Consider the following 18615-nt stretch of genomic DNA (forward strand, 5'->3'; position numbering starts at 1 on the left):
TGCGACCGCGAGATCGAAGGTAAGAACAATAGTTGTTGACGTCAATAGTTGTTGCGGACTCGTCCTTGCGTCATGCTGTGTGCGTACGTCCGCACGCCCCTTCCGGGGCCTCGACCAGGGAGCCCGCCATCGCCAGCCGGCAGACCACGAACCCCGCACCGATCGACGCCGACGAGCCGTGGATGCGCGGACTGCACGCGGACACGGGCTATCTGCTGTACCGCCTCGGCCTGCGCTCCGGTCAGCTGTTCAACTCCTTCCTCCAGGAGTCGGGCCTGCGGCTGCGGCACTACGCGGTGCTGCGCTTCCTCGCCACCACCCCGGGCGCGCTCCAGCGCGAGCTGAGCGCGTCGCTCGGCTACGACCCGAGCGCGATCGTCGGCCTGGTCGACGACCTGGAGAAGCTGGGCTTCGCCGAGCGGCGCCCCGCCCCCGACGACCGGCGCAGCCGGATCATCGTGCTGACCGAGGGGGGCCGGGCGTTCCTCCGGGACACCGACGAGGCCGGGCAGCGCGTCACCGACGAACTGGTCGGGCCGCTGGACGAGGGCGAGCGCGAGCGGTTGCACGCGCTGCTCCAGAGAGTCGCCGAGTCCGGGCTCGGGTGACGGCGTGGCATCCGCGCCGGACAGCGCGCGTTCGGCGCCCGACCGGTTGCTGTCCGTGCTCGGGTCCTTCGACCTGGAGCATCCGGCGCTGAGTCTGACCGACATCAGCCGGCGGGCCGGGCTGAGCCTGAGCACCGCGCACCGGCTGGTGGCCGCGCTCACCGAGTGGGGCGCGCTGGAGCGGGACGACGCCGGGCTCTATCACGTCGGGCTGCGGCTGTGGGAGCTCGCGGCACTCGCGCCGCGCGGGCCGGCCCTGCGGCAGGTCGCCCTGCCGTATCTGGAGGACCTGTACGAGGCCACGCACGAGAACGTGCAGTTGGCGGTCCGGGACGGGCCCGAGGTCGTCTACATCGAGTGGCTGTCGGGACGGTCGGCGGTCGGGGTGCACATCCGCGTCGGGGCGCGCTGGCCGCTGCACGCCACGGGGGTGGGGCTGGCCCTGCTCGCGCACAGCGACACCGACTACCAGGAGGGCTACTGCGGCGGGCCACTGGCCGCCTTCACGCCGTACACCGTCACCGATCCGGCCCGGCTGCGCCGCATGCTGGCCGAGGTGCGCCGCACGGGCGTTGCGGTGAGCAGCCGCCAGGTCACCGACGACGCGCTGTCCGTGGCGGCGCCCGTACGGGGGCCGGGCGGCGCGGTCGTCGCCGCCGTGTCGGTGGTGGTCCCCCAGACGGACGCCCAGGTCCCGGTCCTGGCACCGGCGGTGCGGCTGGCGGCGCGGGGGATATCGCGGGGGTTGGGGTGGCGGCCGGAGAAGGGGACCTAGGGGGCCGACGCCGGGTCGTCGGGCGTCTGCGGCGCCGTCGTGGCCGTACGCGCAGTTCCCCGCGCCCCTTGAGGGCGTTGCCGAACCGCACCCGAGGGGCGCGGGCCATATCGGTGTGCGGCTCAGCGGCGCCGCGAAGGGGCGCGGGGAACTGCGCGACCAGCCACAACGAACCCGCAGACGCCCGACGCCCCGCCACGCCCCCACGCCACGCGCCCCGCCGATATCCCTCTCACCGGTGAGGACGAGCCCCGAGTGACCTCGCGATACTGAAAGTGCCCTTGCCCCGAGGAGCCGCCCGTGTCCGCTCGTTCCTGGATCTCCCCCGTCGCCGAGCGTCTGCGCACCGCCAACCCGTACGTCGTCGACTCGGCACTCGCCGCACTCGTACTGTTCGCCGTCTCCTTGCAGTGGATCTTTCCCGACGAGGGGGACGACCGGCTGACCTGGCAGGGTTGGCTGATCGGCGCCGCGACCGCGGTGCCGCTGGTGTGGCGGCGCCGCGCGCCGTTCGTGACGGCGTGCGCCGTGTCCGTGGCCACCCCCGTGCAGGCCGTCTATCACGCGCCGCCGCCGGACGTGATGTACGGCGGCATGGTCGTGCTCTACACGATGGCCGCCCTGGGCAGGCCGTGGCAGCGGCGCGTGATGCTGGCCGGCTGGCTCGTCGGGGTCTCGCTGACGATGATGCACAAGGAGGAGCCCCAGCCCTTCGAGTACGCCTTCCACCTGCTGAGCGTGGTGTGCGCCTACGGCTTCGGTGTGCTCGCCCGGGTGCAGCGGGCGTACACCGCCGAACTGGAGGACCGGGCCCGGCGACTGGAGCGGGAGCGGGCCGCCGACACCGCGCGGGCCATCACGCAGGAGCGGTCCCGGATCGCCCGGGACATGCACGACGTCCTCGCGCACGCGGTGAGCCTGATGGTGGTGCAGGCCGAGGCCGGACCGGTGGTGGTGCGCAGCGATCCGGCGCGTGCCGAGGCCGCGTTCGACGCGATCGCGGGGGCCGGACGGGACGCGATGGCGCAACTGCGGCGGATCCTCGGCGTGCTCAAGGAGCCGCGGGGCGACGGCGGTGCGTGGCGGCTGCCGCAGCCGGGCGTGGCCGAGTTGCCCGGCCTGGTCCGCCAGGTCGCCGGATCCACCGGACTGCGGGTCGAGCTGAGCGGCTCCGGCACGCCCCGTCCGCTGCCCCCGGACACCGAGGTCGCCGCTTTCCGTGTGGTCCAGGAGGCCCTCACCAACACCGTGAAGCACGCGCGGGCCACCTCCGCTACCGTCGAACTCGACTGGACGGAGCACGAGTTGACACTGACGGTCACGGACGACGGACAGGGACCGGGCTCCGGTCTCGGCGGCCACGGTCTGATCGGCATCCGGGAGCGGGCCGCCGCCTGCGGAGGCAGCGCACGGGCCGGGCGCGGACCGGAGGGCGGTTTCCGGGTGGTCGTACGGCTGCCCGCGGCCGTCGACCGGGAGGCGGCCCTGGGATGAGCATCCGGGTGGTGGTCGCCGACGACCAGGAGCTGGTGCGGGCCGGGTTCAGCATGATCCTTCAGGCACAGGCCGACATCGAGGTGGTCGCGGAGGCCGGCGACGGCGCCGACGCGGTCGCCGCGGTGCAGCGGCACACGCCCGACGTGCTGCTCCTGGACATCCGGATGCCGGTCATGGACGGCCTGGAGGCGGCCCGGCGGGTGTGCGGGCAGTCCAGCTGCAAGGTGGTCATGCTGACCACGTTCGACCTGGACGAGTACGTGTACGAGGCGCTGTGCGCGGGTGCCAGCGGCTTCCTGCTGAAGGACGTGCGGCGCGACGACCTCGTGCACGCCGTACGGGTCGTCGCGGCCGGGGACTCGCTGCTCGCGCCGACGGTGACGCGGCGGCTGGTCGCCGACATCGTGCGGCGCCGCCGCGAGGAGGCCGCCGCCGAGGCCACCCCGCAGCGCCTGGACGTCCTGACGGCGCGCGAGGTGGAGACCCTGCGGCTGCTGGCGCGCGGGCTGTCCAACTCCGAGATCGCCACGACCCTGTTCGTCAGCGAGCACACGGTGAAGACCCATGTCAGCAATGTGCTGGGCAAGCTCGCTCTGAGGGACCGGGTGCAGGCGGTGATCTGCGCCTACGAGACGGGGCTCGTGACCCCGGGATCCCCCTAGCGAGGGAGTTGCGGGAACTCCTCCCCCGTGCGACGGAGGCCCGCAAACCGCTCCCACCGGCGATCCGGTGACCACCCCCGCGGCGTGAGCCTGAGGGCGTTGGCAACCGACCGTCCTGCCGGGAGGGACCGTGCTCACCACGCTCGCCCGGGCGGCGACCCGCCGCCCGCTCACCGTCATCGCCCTGTGGGTGCTCTTCCTGCTGCTCGGCTTCGGCCTCGGGACGGGCGTCTTCGGCCGCCTCTCCGACAACGTGGCCGACATCCCGGGCACCGAGTCCGAGGCCGCCGCGCGGTACCTCGACCGCGCCGACCCCGCCGGGGAGTCGATCACCGGCGTCGTCGAGGGCACTGCCGTGGCCGACCCCGCGCTGCGGGAGGAGGTCGAGCGCGCCGTCGCCGACGTGCGGTCCCTCGACGGGGTGGCCGCCGTGCCCGACCCGTACGCCACCCGTGGCCTGACCGCGGAGGACGGGCGGGCGCTGATCATCCCCGTCACCCTCGAAGGCGGCCTCGACGACACCGCCGAGGAGGACGCCGTCGACGCGGCCGCCGAGCGGATCCGGCAGATCGACGCGCCCGAAGTGCACGTCAGCGGCGGCCCGTTGCTGGGCACGCAGATCGGTGAGCGGGCCCAGGAGGACGTACGGAACGCGGAGTTGATCTCCCTGCCGGTCGTACTCGCCCTGCTGCTGGTCGTGTTCGGCGGGCTGCGCGCGGCGGCGCTGCCGCTGGTGATCGCGGTCAGCGGGATCGCGGGCGCGTTCCTCGCGCTGTTCCTGTTCAGCGAGGTCACCGACATCTCCGTGTACGCGATCCAGGTGACCACCATGCTGGGACTCGGACTCGCCGTGGACTACGCCCTGTTGATGGTGGTCCGCTTCCGCGAGGAGCGCCGGAACACCGAGGACGTGGGCCGGGCGGTGGAACGTACGGTCGCGGCGGCCGGCCGTACCGTGCTGTTCTCCGGGCTCACGGTCGCGGTCAGCCTGACCGGGCTGCTGGTGTTCCCGAGCGTGTTCCTGCGCAGCATGGGGCTGGCCGTGGCCGCCGTGGTCGTGGTCGACATGCTGGCCGCGCTCACCCTGCTGCCGGCGCTGCTCGCGAGGTTCGGCGGGAAGATCCCTCCGGCGAAGGTCCGGCCGGAGGGCGAGGAGGGCCGCGTGTTCGCGCGCCTGGCCCGCTTCTCGGCCCGCCGCCGGGTCGCCGTGGTGGCCACCGTCGTACCGGTCCTGCTGGTTCTGGCGCTGCCCGTCACCGGCATGACGATCAACCTCGGCGACGCCGAGCAGCTCCCCGCGAGCACCGAGGCACGGCAGCTGTACGACACCGTCGACGAGCACTTCCCGCCGGGCACCGGCGTCTCGCCGATCACGGTCGTGCTGAGGCCGGGCGCGGACGCGGACACCGGGGACCGGATCCGGGCGCTGTCGCCGGCGACCGAGTCCCGCGAACTGCCGGGCGGGGCGACGGTCCTGCGCGTCCGGCCACCGGGCAGCGTCGACGGCCCGGAGGCCACCGCCCTGGTCGAGCGGATCCGGGACGTGCGCGGCGGCGAGCCGGTCGAGGTCACCGGACCGGCCGCCCGGCTGGTGGACTTCCGGGAGATGCTCGCGGACCGGGCACCCTGGGCCGCGGTCACCGTCCTGGCCGGCATCTTCGCCCTGCTCTTCGCCTTCACCGGTTCGCTGCTGATCCCGCTGCGCACCATCCTGACCACCCTGCTCAGCCTGGGCGCCGCGCTCGGCGTGGTGGTGTGGGTCTTCCAGGACGGGCACCTGGCGGGCCTGCTGGGCAGCGAGGGCCTGGGCGCGCTGAGCCTGACCGCGCCGCCGCTGATCGTGGCGATCGCGTTCGGTCTGGCCATGGACTACGAGCTGTTCATCCTGGCCCGGATGCGCGAGGCGCGGCAGCTCACCGGCGACGACCGGGAGGCCGTGGTCACCGGTCTGCGCCGCTCCGGCCGCGTGGTCACCTGCGCGGCGCTGCTCCTCGCGGTGGTGTTCGGCGCCTTCATGACCGGCGGCTTCGCACCCATCCTCCAGATCGGCCTGGGCCTGACCCTCGCGGTGCTGATCGACGCGACGGTCGTACGGATGCTGCTGGTCCCGGCGACGATGGCGCTGCTCGGCCGGCGTGCCTGGTGGGCGCCGAAGCCCCTGCGCCGGGCGCACGACCGGTTCGGGCTGCGCGAGCAGGCCCCGGCGCCCGCGCCCTCCGTGACGACGAAGGCCTGACGCCGAGCGACCGGGCACCGGCACCTCCTGCAGGTGCCGGTGCCTACAGGCGCACCGTCATCTTCACGGTCACCTCGTCGCCGGCCCCGAGCCCCTGCGGCCCCCGCACCGCGTTCTTCAGCGGCAGCAGGTAGCCGCCGTCCTTGGGAAACAGGGACGTCTCGAAGACGATCTCGCCGACCCGGGCCTCGACGGGGATCACGCCCCAGCCGTAGGTGGCCATCGCGGCCACGTCGCGGATGTCGGCGGACTCCTCGTCGGGAATCCGGACGAAGTAGTACGGCGCCGGTCCACGCCATTCGAACACCGGGCCGGTGAAGGCAAGTTCCATGAACCTCACACTAGCTCCCGGATCCGACCGCCTTCACGGAGTGAACTTCCCTGTGGTGCAGGGGATTTCTCTGCTTCATCTCTTGACGACCAGTGCACCGGGGAGCACATTGACGGCACTCTGAGAGCGCTCTCAATCCCCCTGAGCGCCCTCGAAGGCATCCCGCTCTCCCACTTCCGTACACCGAGAGGCAGCACCCCCATGAGCGACCCCTCCGGCATACACCGCAGACCCCGCTCCCCAAGACGCGCGTGGCTGGCCGTGCTCGGCACGCTCGGCCTGGTGGCGGCCGCGACCACTGTCGCCGTCCCGTCGGCCGAGGCGTCCGCGCCGACGCCCCCATCGGGCTGGACACAGGTCTTCCTGGACGACTTCGAAGGCGCCGCGGGCTCCGGCGTGAACACCTCCAACTGGCAGTACGCGACCGGCAAGGGCTATCCCGGCGGCCCCGCGAACTGGGGCACCGGCGAGATCGAGACGATGACGAACAGCACGAACAACGTCGCGCTCGACGGCAACGGCAATCTGCGCATCACGCCCCGCCGGGACGCGTCCGGCAACTGGACCTCCGGGCGTATCGAGACCAACCGCACCGACTTCCAGCCCCCGGCCGGCGGCAAGCTCCGCGTCGAGTCCCGTATCCAGGTGCCGAACGTGACCGGAGCTGCGGCCAAGGGCTACTGGCCGGCGTTCTGGATGCTGGGCGGGCCGTACCGCGGCAACTACTGGAACTGGCCCGCCGTCGGCGAGCTGGACATCATGGAGAACACCCAGGGGATGAACACGGTGTTCGCCACCATGCACTGCGGCACCTCGCCGGGCGGCCCCTGCAACGAGACCAGCGGCATCGGCGGCAACACCACCTGCTCGGGGACGACCTGCCAGGCCGGCTTCCACACCTACCGGATGGAGTGGGACCGCTCCACCGGCGTCGAGGAGATCCGCTTCTCTCTCGACGGCGTCAACTTCCACACCGTACGGGCCAACCAGGTCGACGCGACGACATGGACGAACGCGACGAACCACGGCTTCTTCGTCATCCTCAACGTGGCGATGGGCGGCGGCTTCCCGGACGCCTTCGGCGGCGGCCCGGACAGCGGCACGCAGCCGGGCCACTCCATGGTCGTCGACTACGTCCAGGTGCTGTCCAGCGGGAGCGGCACCACACCGCCGCCGACGGGCAGCCGTGACGCCTACAGCGCCATCCAGGCCGAGTCCTACGACAACCAGGGCGGCGTGGGCACCGAGGCCACGTCCGACTCGGGCGGCGGGCAGAACATCGCCTCCCTCGCGAACGGCGACTGGGCGCTGTACCGGGGTGTCGACTTCGGTTCCTCGGCGGCCGGCCAGTTCGTCGGCCGGGTGGCGAGCGGCGCGGCGAGCGGCGTCAGCGGGCTGGTCGAGGTGCGCCTGGACAGCCGCGGCAACGCGCCCGTCGGCAGTTTCGCGGTGGGCAACACGGGCGGCTGGCAGTCGTGGCGGACGGTCCCGGCGAACATCACCGGGGTGACCGGCACGCACGACGTCTATCTGACCTTCACCAGCGGTCAGCCGGCGGACTTCGTGAACGTGAACTGGTTCACCTTCGGCCGCTGAGCGCTGCGCGCGTCGAGCCGCGGCAGGCCGTCGTCGTCCGCGGGTCTGTCGGGCTGGTCGCGCGCACTCGGCGGAGCCGCACATCCGATACGGCCCCGCGTCCCTCGGGGCGCGGGGCGCGGGGCACCGATGTGTCTCAGCGGCGGCGCCGCAGCTCGCGGACCGCCCTCGGGAGGGTGAGGGCCAGAGCGACGGCGGCCAGGGGGAGCACGACGTCCTTCCAGGGGTCCCGGACGGGCCGGTAAGCGGTCACGCCGTCGCGGATCTCGATGTAGCCGAGGGGCCTGACCTCGACGCCTCCTCCGCCGCCACCGCCGTCCCCGGCCTTGGCGCCCTCGACCGTGCGTCCCGTGCCGCCGCCGAAGCCGTAGGCGACCTTGGCGACCGGGATGACGGTGATGCCGTGGGCGGTGACGGGGTCGCCGTAGACGGCGGCGACCGAAGCGCGGCCGCCGAGCCGCTCGGCGAGGCGTTCCAGAAGGGTCACGGAGGCTTGGGTCGCCGTGCCGTCCTGATCCTGCGGAGGCGCGGACGTGGGGTCTTCTTTGTCTTCTTTGTGGGCGGTCATGGAGGTTTCGTAGGCACATGGGGTCCGCCTGTCAAGGGAACCCGCCGGTTCACGCCGCAGTCTCGACCGGGAGTTCCGCGAGCCGCCACTCCAGCATCCCGTCCGTGAGGCGTACGGCGCTGCGGCCGCGCTCACGCAGGAGGCGTACGGCGTCATGGGCCAGCACGCAGTAGGCGCCCCGGCAGTAGGCGACCACCTCGGCGCGCGCGGGCAACTCGGCGATGCGGTCGGCGAGTTGGTCGACGGGGATGGACAGCGCGCCCGGGATGTGCCCGGCCGCGTACTCCTCGGCCGGGCGTACGTCCAGGACGACGATCACGCCGGCCGCGGCGCGGGCGAGGAGTTCCTCGCGGTCGACGGCCCTGGTGTCGTCGGCTCCCAGGTAGGCGGCGCGGGCGGGTTCGACGGCCGGCTGATGGGTCCGGGCGACCTGGCGGAGCAGGGCGTACAGGGCGGCGACGTCGTCGCCGGCCAGACGGTAGTGGATGCGCACGCCGTCACGGCGGGTGGCGACCAGGCCGGCCTGTCTGAGGGTCTGGAGGTGGGCCGAGGCGGTCGTCAGATTCAGGCCCGCGGCCTTGGCGAGGGCGTCGACGGTGCGCTCGCCCTGCGCCAGCAGATCGAGCAGTTCCAGGCGTTTTCCACTGCTCAGCGCCTTGCCGGTGCGGGCGAAGGCGTCGTACAGAGCGGCTTTGCGGACTGCGTCTCCCATGGCATCCTCCATAAATCCATGGAATATTGTAAATGAAGGGTGGGCGTGGGGACCACCCGGCCCGTAACGTGGCATCTGGAGGATCTGATGGGCTTCGCCGACGATCATCTGATTCCGCTGGTCGACAGCGGTCTCGGCAACAGCGCCTACCTCGTCGACCTGGGCGACGGCCGTGCCCTGGCCGTGGACGCGACCCGCGATCTGCGCGCCCTGCGCGGCGAGGCCGGGCGGCGCGGGCTCACGGTGGCCTTCGCTGCGGACACCCATCTGCACGCCGACTTCCTCACCGGCGCGCTCCAGCTCGCTGCCGACGACGGGGCCACGGTGCTGGCCTCCGCCGCCGGGCTCCGCGCCTTCGCGCACCGGGCCCTGTCCGACGGGGACGAGGTGGACCTGGGCGGGCTGACCCTGCGCGCGCTGGCCACGCCGGGTCACACGGACGAGCACCTGTCCTTCCTGCTCCTGGACGGGACACGGGAGCTCGGGGTCTTCACCGGCGGCTCGCTGATCGTGGGCTCGGCCGCCCGCACCGACCTGCTCGGCGCCGACCGCGCTCAGGAGCTGACGCGTGCTCAGTACCGCTCCCTGCGCCGCCTGGCCCGGCTCCCCGACCCGACGCCGGTGTGGCCCACGCACGGCGCCGGCTCCTTCTGCTCCGCCCCGCCGGGCGCCGAGCGCACGACCACCATCGGTGCCGAGAAGCAGACCAACGCGCTGCTGTCCGCGCCGGACGAGGACACCTTCGTACGGCTGCTGCTGGACGGCCTCGGGTCCTACCCCGCCTACTTCGACCGTCTGGCGGAGGCCAACCGGCGCGGCCCCGCGGTCCTCGACGGCACGCCGTCGCTGCCCGAGCTGTCCCCGGCCGAGGTACGCCGACTGCTGGGCGAGGGCGCGCAGGTCGTCGACGTACGCTCGGTGCGGGACTTCGCCACCGGGCACATACCGGGCGCGCTCTCCGTCCATCTGCGCGACCAGTTCGCCACCTGGCTCGGCTGGCTGCTGCCCGAGGACACGCCGCTCGTCTTCGTCACGGCTCCCGGCCAGGATCTCGCCGAACTCACCGGCCAGGCCCTGAAGATCGGTTACGAGCGGCTGTGCGGCCGGCTGACCATGGACGTCTGGACGGCCGACGGCGGCGAGCGGGAGACCGTCGGGCTCGTGCCGCCCGGCCGCATCGACGACCGTGCGGTCCTCGACGTGCGCCAGCGGTCCGAATGGGACGCCGGGCACATCCCCGGCGCGCTCGGCATCGAACTCGGCGACCTCCCCGGCCGCACGGACGAGGCACCGGAGAGCACCGTGGTGCACTGCGCCCACGGGGAGCGTGCGATGACCGGGGCGAGTGTCCTTCAGCGGAGCGGCCGGCGTGACGTCGCCGTCCTCACAGGCGGCCCCGACGACTGGGCCGCGGCCACCGGGCGCCCGCTCCGGGAGGGCGCGTGACGACGCACACCGAGGCCCGGGCCGTACGGCTCGGGCTGCGCGCCAACCTGGCCCAGTTCAGCCTGCTCGTCCTCGTCAACGCCCTGGTCGGCGGCATGCTCGGCCAGGAGCGCACCGTACTGCCGCTGCTTGCCGACGACGTCTTCCACCTGTCGGCCTACACCGCCGCCCTCACCTACATCCTGGCCTTCGGCTCGACGAAGGCGGTGACCAACTTCGTCGCGGGCACCCTCTCCGACCGGTACGGCCGCAAGCCGGTGCTGGTCGCCGGATGGCTGATCGCGCTGCCCGTGCCCGCGATGCTCGCGTGGGGGCCGTCGTGGGGCTGGATCGTCGCCGCGAACGTCCTGCTCGGCGTCAACCAGGGGCTGACCTGGTCCACGACGGTCATCATGAAGATCGACCTGGCCGGTCCGGAGCGGCGCGGCCTGGCGATGGGCCTCAACGAGGCCGCCGGGTACGGCGCGGTGGCCGCGACCGCGATGGCGACGGGCGCGATCGCCGAGCGCGCCGGGCTGCGCCCCGAGCCGTTCCTGCTGGGCGCCGCGTATCTCGTGCTGGCCCTCGGCCTGTCGGTGTTCGCCGTCCGCGAGACGCGCGAGCACGCCCGCGCCGAGGCCGCGCTGCATCCCGTACAGGCGGCGACGGAACGGGAGCTGACGACCGGGCAGATCGTCCGCCGGACCGGCTTCGGCGACCGGGCCCTGTCGGCGGCGAGCCAGGCGGGCATGGTCAACAACCTCAACGACGCCCTCGCATGGGGCGTCTTCCCCCTGCTGTTCGCCGCGCACGGTCTGCCGGTGGCACAGATCGGCGTCCTGGCGGCCCTCTATCCGGCGGTGTGGGGAGCGGGACAACTGGTCACGGGGTGGTGGTCGGACCACATCGGCCGCAAACGTCTCATCACGGCGGGGATGTTGCTCCAGGCGGCCGCGATCGGGCTGGTGGCCGACGGGACGACGTTCGCGGTATGGGCCGCCGCGCAGGTCCTTCTCGGTCTTGGCACGGCACTGGTCTACCCGACACTGCTGGCGGTCATCGGCGATGTGGCCCACCCGGCCTGGCGGGCCCGCGCGGTCGGCGTGTACCGGCTGTGGCGCGACGGGGGCTTCGCGGTGGGGGCCCTGCTGGCGGGGGTGCTGGCCGACGCGTACGGGTTGACGACGGCGATCTGGACGGTGGCGGCACTGACGGCAGCTTCGGGACTGATCGTGGCGGCACGGATGTACGAAACCCGCCCACCAACTCCCTAGGGGCACGGGGAACCGCGCGACCAGCCACGACGCACCCGCACACGCCGGACAACCCGGCCCGGCACCACCTACCGCGGCCCGTCAACGAAGCTCCGCCCGGAACCCCGCCGGCGTCGTCTCCGTGTGCTGGTGGAAGAACTTCGAGAAGTTCGCGGCGTCCGGAAAGCCCACCGCCGCGCCCACTCGCCCGATCGGCATGTCCGTGTGGGCCAGCAGTCGTTTCGCCTCCAGGATCACCCGCTTGTCGATGAACCCCTTGGGCGTCTCACCGGTCGCGGCACGGACGGCACGGACCAGGGTCCGGCGTGAGTACCCGAGCTGGTCGGCGTACGCGCTGACGCTGTGGTTGGTGGCGAACCCCCGCTCCACCGCGTCCCGGAAGAGGGTGAACGTCGTGTCGCCCTGGTGGCGTGCCGCCTCCGCCGAGCTCGCCGCGAGATGGGCGAGGCGCAGCAGGAACGCCGTCAGTGAGTGCCGCAGCACCGCGGTGTGCAGGCTGAGCGGCAGGGTCGTGGTGTCCTCGTACTCGCGTTGCAGCTGGGCCAGCGCCGAGCGCAGGGCGGGCAGCTGGGCCCGGCCGGGGTGGAGCAGGGGCGGCAGGTCGTAGCGGTAGAGGCCGGTCGCCTCGACCGTGGCGCGGGGCAGGAAGCCCGGCTGCATGGTCAGGACGGTGCCGCGGTAGTCGTCGGTCCCGGAGAAGCGGTGCACCTGGCCGGGGCGGATCCACAGCAGGTCGCCGGAGTTCGCCTGGTACTCGGCGAAGTCGATCATGTGCCGTACGGGTCCCCCGGTGAAGAGCATCACGACGTGGAAGTCGATGCGGTGCACCCGCTCCAGCGGTGCGTCGGTGGCGTGCCAGGTGCGGCCGGCGCCCATCCGGCCCACCTGCATGCCGACGCCGAGGACGCTCAGATCGGCCGGGAAGGGAAACGTCCGTATGCCGGCACCGCCTTGAGCGCTCGCGTCCGCGATATCCGCCATTTCCACCATGTCCGTCTCGCACCGTCTCACCCGTGCGCGCCCCTCGCTCAGCCGTGCGCGGCGCGCCTCGCGGTGTCCCACTTTCACCACAGCGTGACACACGCCGACCTTCCCTCCTAAAAGTCAGACTTTTACTTTTGAACGCGTTGGACCAGCTACTTCGCTCCGATCGAGGACTTCTTGAAGATGAGCACGCAGACCCCGGACCGCTTCGAATGGACCGAACTCGACCGGCGTGCCGTCGACACGGCCCGCCTTCTCGCGGCCGATGCCGTACAGCGGGTCGGCAACGGCCACCCGGGCACGGCGATGAGCCTCGCCCCCGCCGCGTACACGATCTTTCAGAAGGTGATGCGGCACGATCCCGCCGACCCCGAGTGGACCGGACGCGACCGCTTCGTCCTCTCCCCCGGCCACACCTCGCTGACCCTCTACACGCAGCTCTTCCTCGCCGGGTACGAGCTGGAGCTCGACGACCTCAAGTCGTTCCGTACGCACGGCTCGAAGACTCCGGGTCACCCCGAGTACGGCCACACGGCAGGGGTCGAGACGACGACCGGCCCGCTCGGGCAGGGTGTCGCCAACGCCGTCGGCATGGCGATGGCCGCCCGCTACGAGCGCGGCCTGTTCGACCCGGACGCGCCCGAGGGCGAGTCCCCGTTCGACCACACCGTCTGGGCGATCGTCTCCGACGGCGACCTGGAGGAGGGCGTCTCCGCCGAGGCCTCCTCGCTCGCCGGCCACCAGAGGCTCGGCAACCTGGTCCTCCTCTACGACGACAACCACATCTCCATCGAGGGCGGAACCGCGACCGCGTTCTCCGAGGACGTGCTGAAGCGCTACGAGGCGTACGGCTGGCACGTGCAGCGGATCGAACCGGAGCTCGGCGGCGACGTCGACGTCCACGCGCTGTACGCCGCGCTGAAGGCGGCGCGGGCCGAGACCGGGCGGCCGTCCATCATCGCGATGCGCACGATCATCGCGTGGCCCGCCCCGAACGCGCAGAACACCGAGGCCTCCCACGGCTCCGCCCTCGGCGACGACGAGATCGCCGCCACCAAGCGCCTGCTGGGCTTCGACCCCGAGAAGTCCTTCGAGGTGGCCGACGAGGTCCTCGCCCACGCCCGCCGCGCCCTGGACCGGGGCGCCGAGGCGCACGCCGCCTGGGACAAGCGGTTCGGCGCCTGGCGCGCCGCGGACCCCGGGCGGGCCCGCCTGTTCGACCGGATCGTCGCCGGTCAGCTGCCCGAGGGCTGGGAGTCCTCGGTCCCGGTGTTCGAGGAGGGCAAGTCGGTCGCGACCCGCGCCGCCTCCGGCAAGGTGCTCCAGGCGCTAGGCCCGGTCCTTCCCGAGCTGTGGGGCGGCTCGGCCGACCTCGCCGGCTCCAACAACACCACCATCGACAAGTCGAGTTCGTTCCTGCCCAAGGGCAACCCGCTGCCGGAGGCGGACCCCTACGGCCGCACCGTCCACTTCGGCATCCGTGAGTTCTCGATGGCCGCGGCGATGAACGGCATCGCCCTGCACGGCAACACCCGTATCTACGGCGGCACCTTCCTGGTGTTCTCCGACTACATGCGCAACGCCGTACGCATGTCGGCTCTCATGCAGCTGCCGGTGACGTACGTCTGGACACACGACTCCGTCGGCCTCGGCGAGGACGGCCCGACCCATCAGCCGGTCGAGCACCTGGCGTCGCTGCGTGCCATCCCGGGCCTGAACGTCGTGCGCCCGGCGGACGCCAATGAGACCGCGGTCGTCTGGGCCGAGATCCTGCGCCGCCACTCCACCGACCCGGCCCCGCACGGCCTCGCGCTCAGCCGCCAGGGTGTACCCACGTACGCGCCCAACTCCGATGCGGCCAAGGGCGGTTACGTCCTCCAGGAGTCCTCCACCGGCACCCCGGACGTCGTTCTCGTCGCGACCGGCTCCGAGGTCCAACTCGCCGTCGCCGCGCGCGAGGCGCTGGAGGCCGAGAGGATCGGTACCCGGGTGGTGTCGATGCCGTCCGTGGAGTGGTTCGAGCAGCAGCCGCGCGAGTACCGCGAGAGCGTCCTGCCGCCCGCCGTGAAGGCGCGGGTCGCCGTCGAGGCGGGCATCGGGCTCACCTGGTACCGGTTCGTGGGCGACGCCGGACGCATCGTCTCCCTGGAGCACTTCGGCGCCTCCGCCGACGCCGGGACCCTGTTCGCCGAGTACGGCTTCACCCCCGAGAACGTGGCCGCCGCCGCCAAGGAATCGCTTGCCGCCGCCCGCGGTTGACCTGAACGCAGAAAGAGGATGATCACTGTGACCACCGAAGCAACCGCGACCGCGGGCACGCTGAAGCGCCTCGCCGACGAGGGCGTCTCGATCTGGCTGGACGACCTGTCGCGGGGGCGGATCGAGTCCGGCAACCTCGCCGAACTCGTCGCGGACAAGAACGTCGTGGGCGTCACCACCAACCCGTCCATCTTCCAGGCCGCCATCGGCTCTACGGTGTGGGGGTCCCCCCGCTCGAGCGAAGCCGAGAGTGGGGGAGGCTACGAGGAGCAGCTCGCCGACCTCGCGGTGCGGGGCGTCACGGTCGACGAGGCCGTGCGGATGATGACCACCGCCGACGTCCGTGCCGCCGCCGACATCCTGCGGCCCGTGTACGACGCCACCGACGGCCGCGACGGCCGGGTCTCCATCGAGGTCGACCCGCGGCTCGCCCACGACACGCGTGCGACCGTCGCCGAGGCCAGGCAACTCGCCTGGCTGGTCGACCGCCCCAACGTCATGATCAAGATCCCGGCGACCCGGGCGGGCCTGCCGGCGATCACCGAGGTCGTCGGCCTCGGCATCAGCGTCAACGTCACGCTGATCTTCTCGCTGGAGCGCTACCGCGAGGTCATGGACGCCTACCTGGCCGGTCTGGAGAAGGCCGCGGCCAACGGCCTGGACCTGTCCGCCGTCCACTCCGTGGCCTCCTTCTTCGTCTCCCGCGTCGACGCCGACATCGACAAGCGGCTGACGGCGATCGGCACGGACGGGGCCCTCGCGCTGAAGGGCCGCGCGGCGCTCGCCAACGCGCGCCTCGCCTACGAGGCGTACGAGGATGTGTTCGGCGCCGCCGACGACACCGCACGGTCGGCAGCCCGCTGGACGGCCCTGACCGGGGCCGGGGCGAACAAGCAGCGCCCGCTGTGGGCCTCCACGGGCGTCAAGGACCCCGCCTACAAGGACACCCTGTACGTGGACCGACTCGTCGCGCCCGGCACCGTGAACACGATGCCCGAGGCAACGCTGAACGCCACCGCCGACCACGGCGAGATCACCGGCGACACCGTGACGGGCGGCTACGCCCAGGCCCGCGCCGACCTCGCCGCCGTGGAGGCGCTCGGGATCTCCTACGACGAGGTCGTCACCCGGTTGGAGCACGAGGCCGTCGCCAAGTTCGAGGTGGCGTGGCAGGACCTGTTGGACGCCGTGAAGAAGTCGCTCGGCAGCAAGGGAGCTGACGCAGAATGACCTCCGACTGGGACAATCCCCTCCGCGACGCCCGGGACCGCCGTCTCCCCCGTATCGCGGGCCCGTCCGGGCTCGTGATCTTCGGGGTCACGGGTGACCTGTCCCGCAAGAAGCTGATGCCGGCCGTGTACGACCTGGCCAACCGCGGCATGCTGCCGCCGGGCTTCTCCCTGGTCGGGTTCGCCCGCCGGGACTGGGAGGACGAGGACTTCGCGCAGATCGTGCACGACTCCGTGCGCGAGCACGCCCGCACCGAGTTCCGTGAGGAGGTGTGGCAGCAGCTGTCCGAGGGCATGCGGTTCATCCCCGGTGACTTCGACGACGACACGGCGTTCGACCGGCTGCGCCAGACCGTTCAGGAGCTGGACAAGGCGCGCGGCACCAGCGGCAACTACGCCTTCTACCTCTCCGTACCGCCGAAGTTCTTCCCGAAGGTCGTGCAGCAGCTCAAGAAGCACGGTCTGGCGGACGCCCCCGAGGGGTCCTGGCGGCGGGCGGTCATCGAGAAGCCGTTCGGCCGGGACCTCGCGAGCGCCCAGGAGCTGAACGCGATCGTGCACGACGTGTTCGACCCGGAGCAGGTCTTCCGGATCGACCACTACCTCGGCAAGGAGACCGTCCAGAACATCCTGGCACTGCGGTTCGCGAACCAGATGTTCGAGCCGATCTGGAACCGGTCGTACGTCGACCACGTGCAGATCACGATGGCCGAGGACATCGGCATCGGCGGCCGGGCCGGGTACTACGACGGCATCGGCTCGGCCCGTGACGTCATCCAGAACCACCTGCTCCAGCTGATGGCGCTCACCGCCATGGAGGAGCCGGCCGCGTTCGACGCCCCGTCGCTGCTCACCGAGAAGCTGAAGGTGCTCAGGGCCGTCAAGCTGCCGGCGGACCTCGGCCGGCACACCGTGCGCGGGCAGTACGCGGCGGCCTGGCAGGGCGGCGAGAAGGTGCTCGGGTACCTCGACGAGGACGGCATCGACCCGGGCTCGAAGACCGACACCTACGCGGCCGTCCGGCTGAACGTCGACAACCGGCGCTGGGCGGGCGTGCCGTTCTACCTGCGCACCGGCAAGCGGCTCGGGCGGCGGGTGACGGAGATCGCGGTCGTCTTCCAGCGGGCTCCGCACTCGCCCTTCGACTCCACCGCCACCGAGGAGCTCGGCCAGAACGCCGTCGTCATCCGGGTCCAGCCGGACGAGGGCATGACGGTGCGCTTCGGCTCCAAGGTGCCGGGCACCTCGATGGAGATCCGGGACGTGACGATGGACTTCGCCTACGGCGAGTCCTTCACGGAGTCGAGCCCGGAGGCCTACGAGCGGCTCATCCTGGACGTCCTGCTCGGGGACGCCAATTTGTTCCCCCGTCACCAGGAAGTGGAAGAGTCCTGGAAGATCCTCGACCCGATCGAGGAGTACTGGGACACACACGGCAGGCCGGCGCGGTACGCGTCCGGGAGCTGGGGACCCGAGGAAGCCGACGAGATGCTCGCACGAGACGGACGGAGCTGGCGCAGGCCATGAAGATCGACCTGAGCGACACCACGGCAAGCAAGATCAACAAGGCGCTGGTGCAGGGCCGCCGCGCGATCGGCACGCCGGCCGTGGGCATGGTCCTGACGATGGTCATCGTCACGGACGAGGAGAACGCCTACGACTCGATCAAGGCGGCCGAGGAGGCGTCGCACGAGCACCCGGCGCGCACCCTGGTCGTCATCAAGCGGCACGCCCGCACCCCGCGCGACCGCACCCGCTCCCACCTCGACGCTGAGGTCCGGGTGGGCGCCGACGCCGGCACCGGCGAGACGGTGATCCTGCGGATGTACGGCGAGGTGTCCGACCACGCCGACTCCGTGGTGCTGCCGCTGCTGCTGCCGGACGCGCCGGTCGTGGTGTGGTGGCCGGTGGACGCGCCTCAGAACCCGTCGAAGGACCCGCTGGGCGCGCTGGCCCAGCGCCGGATCACCGACCTGTACGCCACCGAGACCCCGCTGCCGGACCTGGAGGTCCGGGCCCGCTCCTACGCGCCCGGCGACACCGACCTCGCCTGGACCCGGCTCACCCCGTGGCGGTCGATGCTCGCCGCGGCCCTGGACCAGGCGCGGGTGCCGATCGTCTCGGCGGTCGTGGAGGCCGAGGCCGACAACCCGGCCGCCGAGCTGCTGGCGCGCTGGCTGGAGGCCCGGCTGCACGTCAGCGCCGAGCGGGTCGTGACCGCCGGTCCGGTCGTCACGGGCGTGCGCCTGGGCACCGAGAACGGCGAGATCGTCATCGACCGCCCCGAGGGTCCGCTGGCCACCCTGTCCCTGCCGGACCAGCCCTCGCGCACCCTCGCGCTGAAGGTCCGCACCACCTCCGAACTCATCGCCGAGGAGCTCAGGCGCCTCGACGCCGACGAGATGTACGCCATCGCCCTGCGGGGCGAGGCCGGCAAGGAGACGTCCACCCATGTCTGA

General features: G+C 72.2%; 16 protein-coding genes. 12 read left to right on the forward strand and 4 right to left on the reverse strand.

The genetic code is table 11. From position 1 onward, the window contains the following. Window positions 1-182 precede the first annotated feature (182 nt). From AC3ETA_RS16635 to AC3ETA_RS16655, 5 genes are all read left to right on the forward strand, one after another. Window positions 183-608 (forward strand): MarR family winged helix-turn-helix transcriptional regulator, encoded by a 426-nt coding sequence (locus AC3ETA_RS16635; RefSeq protein ID WP_432193725.1) that lies wholly within the window; start codon window positions 183-185, stop codon window positions 606-608. Window positions 609-612: 4 nt separating this feature from the next. Further along, the gene (locus AC3ETA_RS16640) at window positions 613-1383 is read left to right on the forward strand and encodes an IclR family transcriptional regulator (protein WP_432193657.1); all 771 of its coding nucleotides are present in this window, start codon (window positions 613-615) and stop codon (window positions 1381-1383) included. Window positions 1384-1683: 300 nt separating this feature from the next. Continuing rightward, window positions 1684-2877: a sensor histidine kinase gene (locus tag AC3ETA_RS16645; protein WP_432193658.1), complete on the forward strand. Its 1194-nt coding sequence runs from the start codon at window positions 1684-1686 to the stop codon at window positions 2875-2877. Continuing rightward, entirely contained in the window at window positions 2874-3542 is a 669-nt protein-coding gene (locus AC3ETA_RS16650) for a response regulator (protein WP_269639780.1), read from the forward strand. The genes AC3ETA_RS16645 and AC3ETA_RS16650 overlap by 4 nt, the downstream gene beginning before the upstream one ends. Before the next feature lie 130 nt (window positions 3543-3672). Further along, window positions 3673-5778: an MMPL family transporter gene (locus tag AC3ETA_RS16655; RefSeq protein WP_432193659.1), complete on the forward strand. Its 2106-nt coding sequence runs from the start codon at window positions 3673-3675 to the stop codon at window positions 5776-5778. A gap of 43 nt (window positions 5779-5821) precedes the next feature. Here AC3ETA_RS16655 and AC3ETA_RS16660 read toward each other — a convergent pair whose 3' ends face one another. Continuing rightward, window positions 5822-6109 carry a DUF1905 domain-containing protein gene (locus AC3ETA_RS16660; RefSeq protein WP_432193660.1) on the reverse strand — a complete coding sequence of 96 codons (288 nt, stop codon included), beginning with the start codon at window positions 6107-6109 and terminating at the stop codon, window positions 5822-5824. Window positions 6110-6310: 201 nt separating this feature from the next. Here AC3ETA_RS16660 and AC3ETA_RS16665 point away from each other — a divergent pair, with 201 nt between their 5' ends. Further along, entirely contained in the window at window positions 6311-7705 is a 1395-nt protein-coding gene (locus AC3ETA_RS16665) for a glycoside hydrolase family 16 protein (protein ID WP_432193661.1), read from the forward strand. Window positions 7706-7841: 136 nt separating this feature from the next. Here the strand turns inward: AC3ETA_RS16665 and AC3ETA_RS16670 are convergent, their stop codons facing one another. Both AC3ETA_RS16670 and AC3ETA_RS16675 read right to left on the reverse strand, forming a co-directional pair. Continuing rightward, window positions 7842-8273 (reverse strand): GerW family sporulation protein, encoded by a 432-nt coding sequence (locus AC3ETA_RS16670; protein ID WP_432193662.1) that lies wholly within the window; start codon window positions 8271-8273, stop codon window positions 7842-7844. A gap of 49 nt (window positions 8274-8322) precedes the next feature. Next, entirely contained in the window at window positions 8323-8985 is a 663-nt protein-coding gene (locus AC3ETA_RS16675) for an ArsR/SmtB family transcription factor (protein ID WP_432193663.1), read from the reverse strand. A gap of 45 nt (window positions 8986-9030) precedes the next feature. On the opposite strand from AC3ETA_RS16675, the gene AC3ETA_RS16680 reads away from it, so the two are divergent. Then, window positions 9031-10431, forward strand: a complete 1401-nt coding sequence (locus tag AC3ETA_RS16680; protein ID WP_432193664.1) for an MBL fold metallo-hydrolase — start codon at window positions 9031-9033, stop codon at window positions 10429-10431. Next, on the forward strand, window positions 10428-11684 hold the full coding sequence (locus AC3ETA_RS16685; protein ID WP_432193665.1) for an MFS transporter: 1257 nt from the start codon (window positions 10428-10430) through the stop codon (window positions 11682-11684). Before AC3ETA_RS16680 ends, AC3ETA_RS16685 begins: the two co-directional genes overlap by 4 nt. An 81-nt stretch (window positions 11685-11765) precedes the next feature. Here the strand turns inward: AC3ETA_RS16685 and AC3ETA_RS16690 are convergent, their stop codons facing one another. Beyond that, window positions 11766-12665, reverse strand: coding sequence for a helix-turn-helix domain-containing protein (locus tag AC3ETA_RS16690; protein ID WP_432193666.1), 900 nt, complete (start codon window positions 12663-12665; stop codon window positions 11766-11768). Window positions 12666-12851: 186 nt separating this feature from the next. On the opposite strand from AC3ETA_RS16690, the gene tkt reads away from it, so the two are divergent. From tkt to opcA, 4 genes are read left to right on the forward strand one after another with little or no spacing between them, the layout of a single operon-like run. Next, complete coding sequence (tkt, locus tag AC3ETA_RS16695) at window positions 12852-14927, forward strand: transketolase (protein WP_432193667.1); 2076 nt, start codon at window positions 12852-12854, stop codon at window positions 14925-14927. Between the two features lie 18 nt (window positions 14928-14945). Beyond that, on the forward strand, window positions 14946-16157 hold the full coding sequence (gene tal / locus AC3ETA_RS16700) for a transaldolase (protein WP_432193668.1): 1212 nt from the start codon (window positions 14946-14948) through the stop codon (window positions 16155-16157). Beyond that, window positions 16154-17683 (forward strand): glucose-6-phosphate dehydrogenase, encoded by a 1530-nt coding sequence (gene zwf / locus AC3ETA_RS16705; protein ID WP_432193669.1) that lies wholly within the window; start codon window positions 16154-16156, stop codon window positions 17681-17683. The genes tal and zwf overlap by 4 nt, the downstream gene beginning before the upstream one ends. Then, window positions 17680-18615, forward strand: coding sequence for a glucose-6-phosphate dehydrogenase assembly protein OpcA (gene opcA, locus AC3ETA_RS16710; RefSeq protein WP_432193670.1), 936 nt, complete (start codon window positions 17680-17682; stop codon window positions 18613-18615). Before zwf ends, opcA begins: the two co-directional genes overlap by 4 nt.

It is taken from the genome of Streptomyces sp. bgisy027 (genome assembly GCF_057710365.1).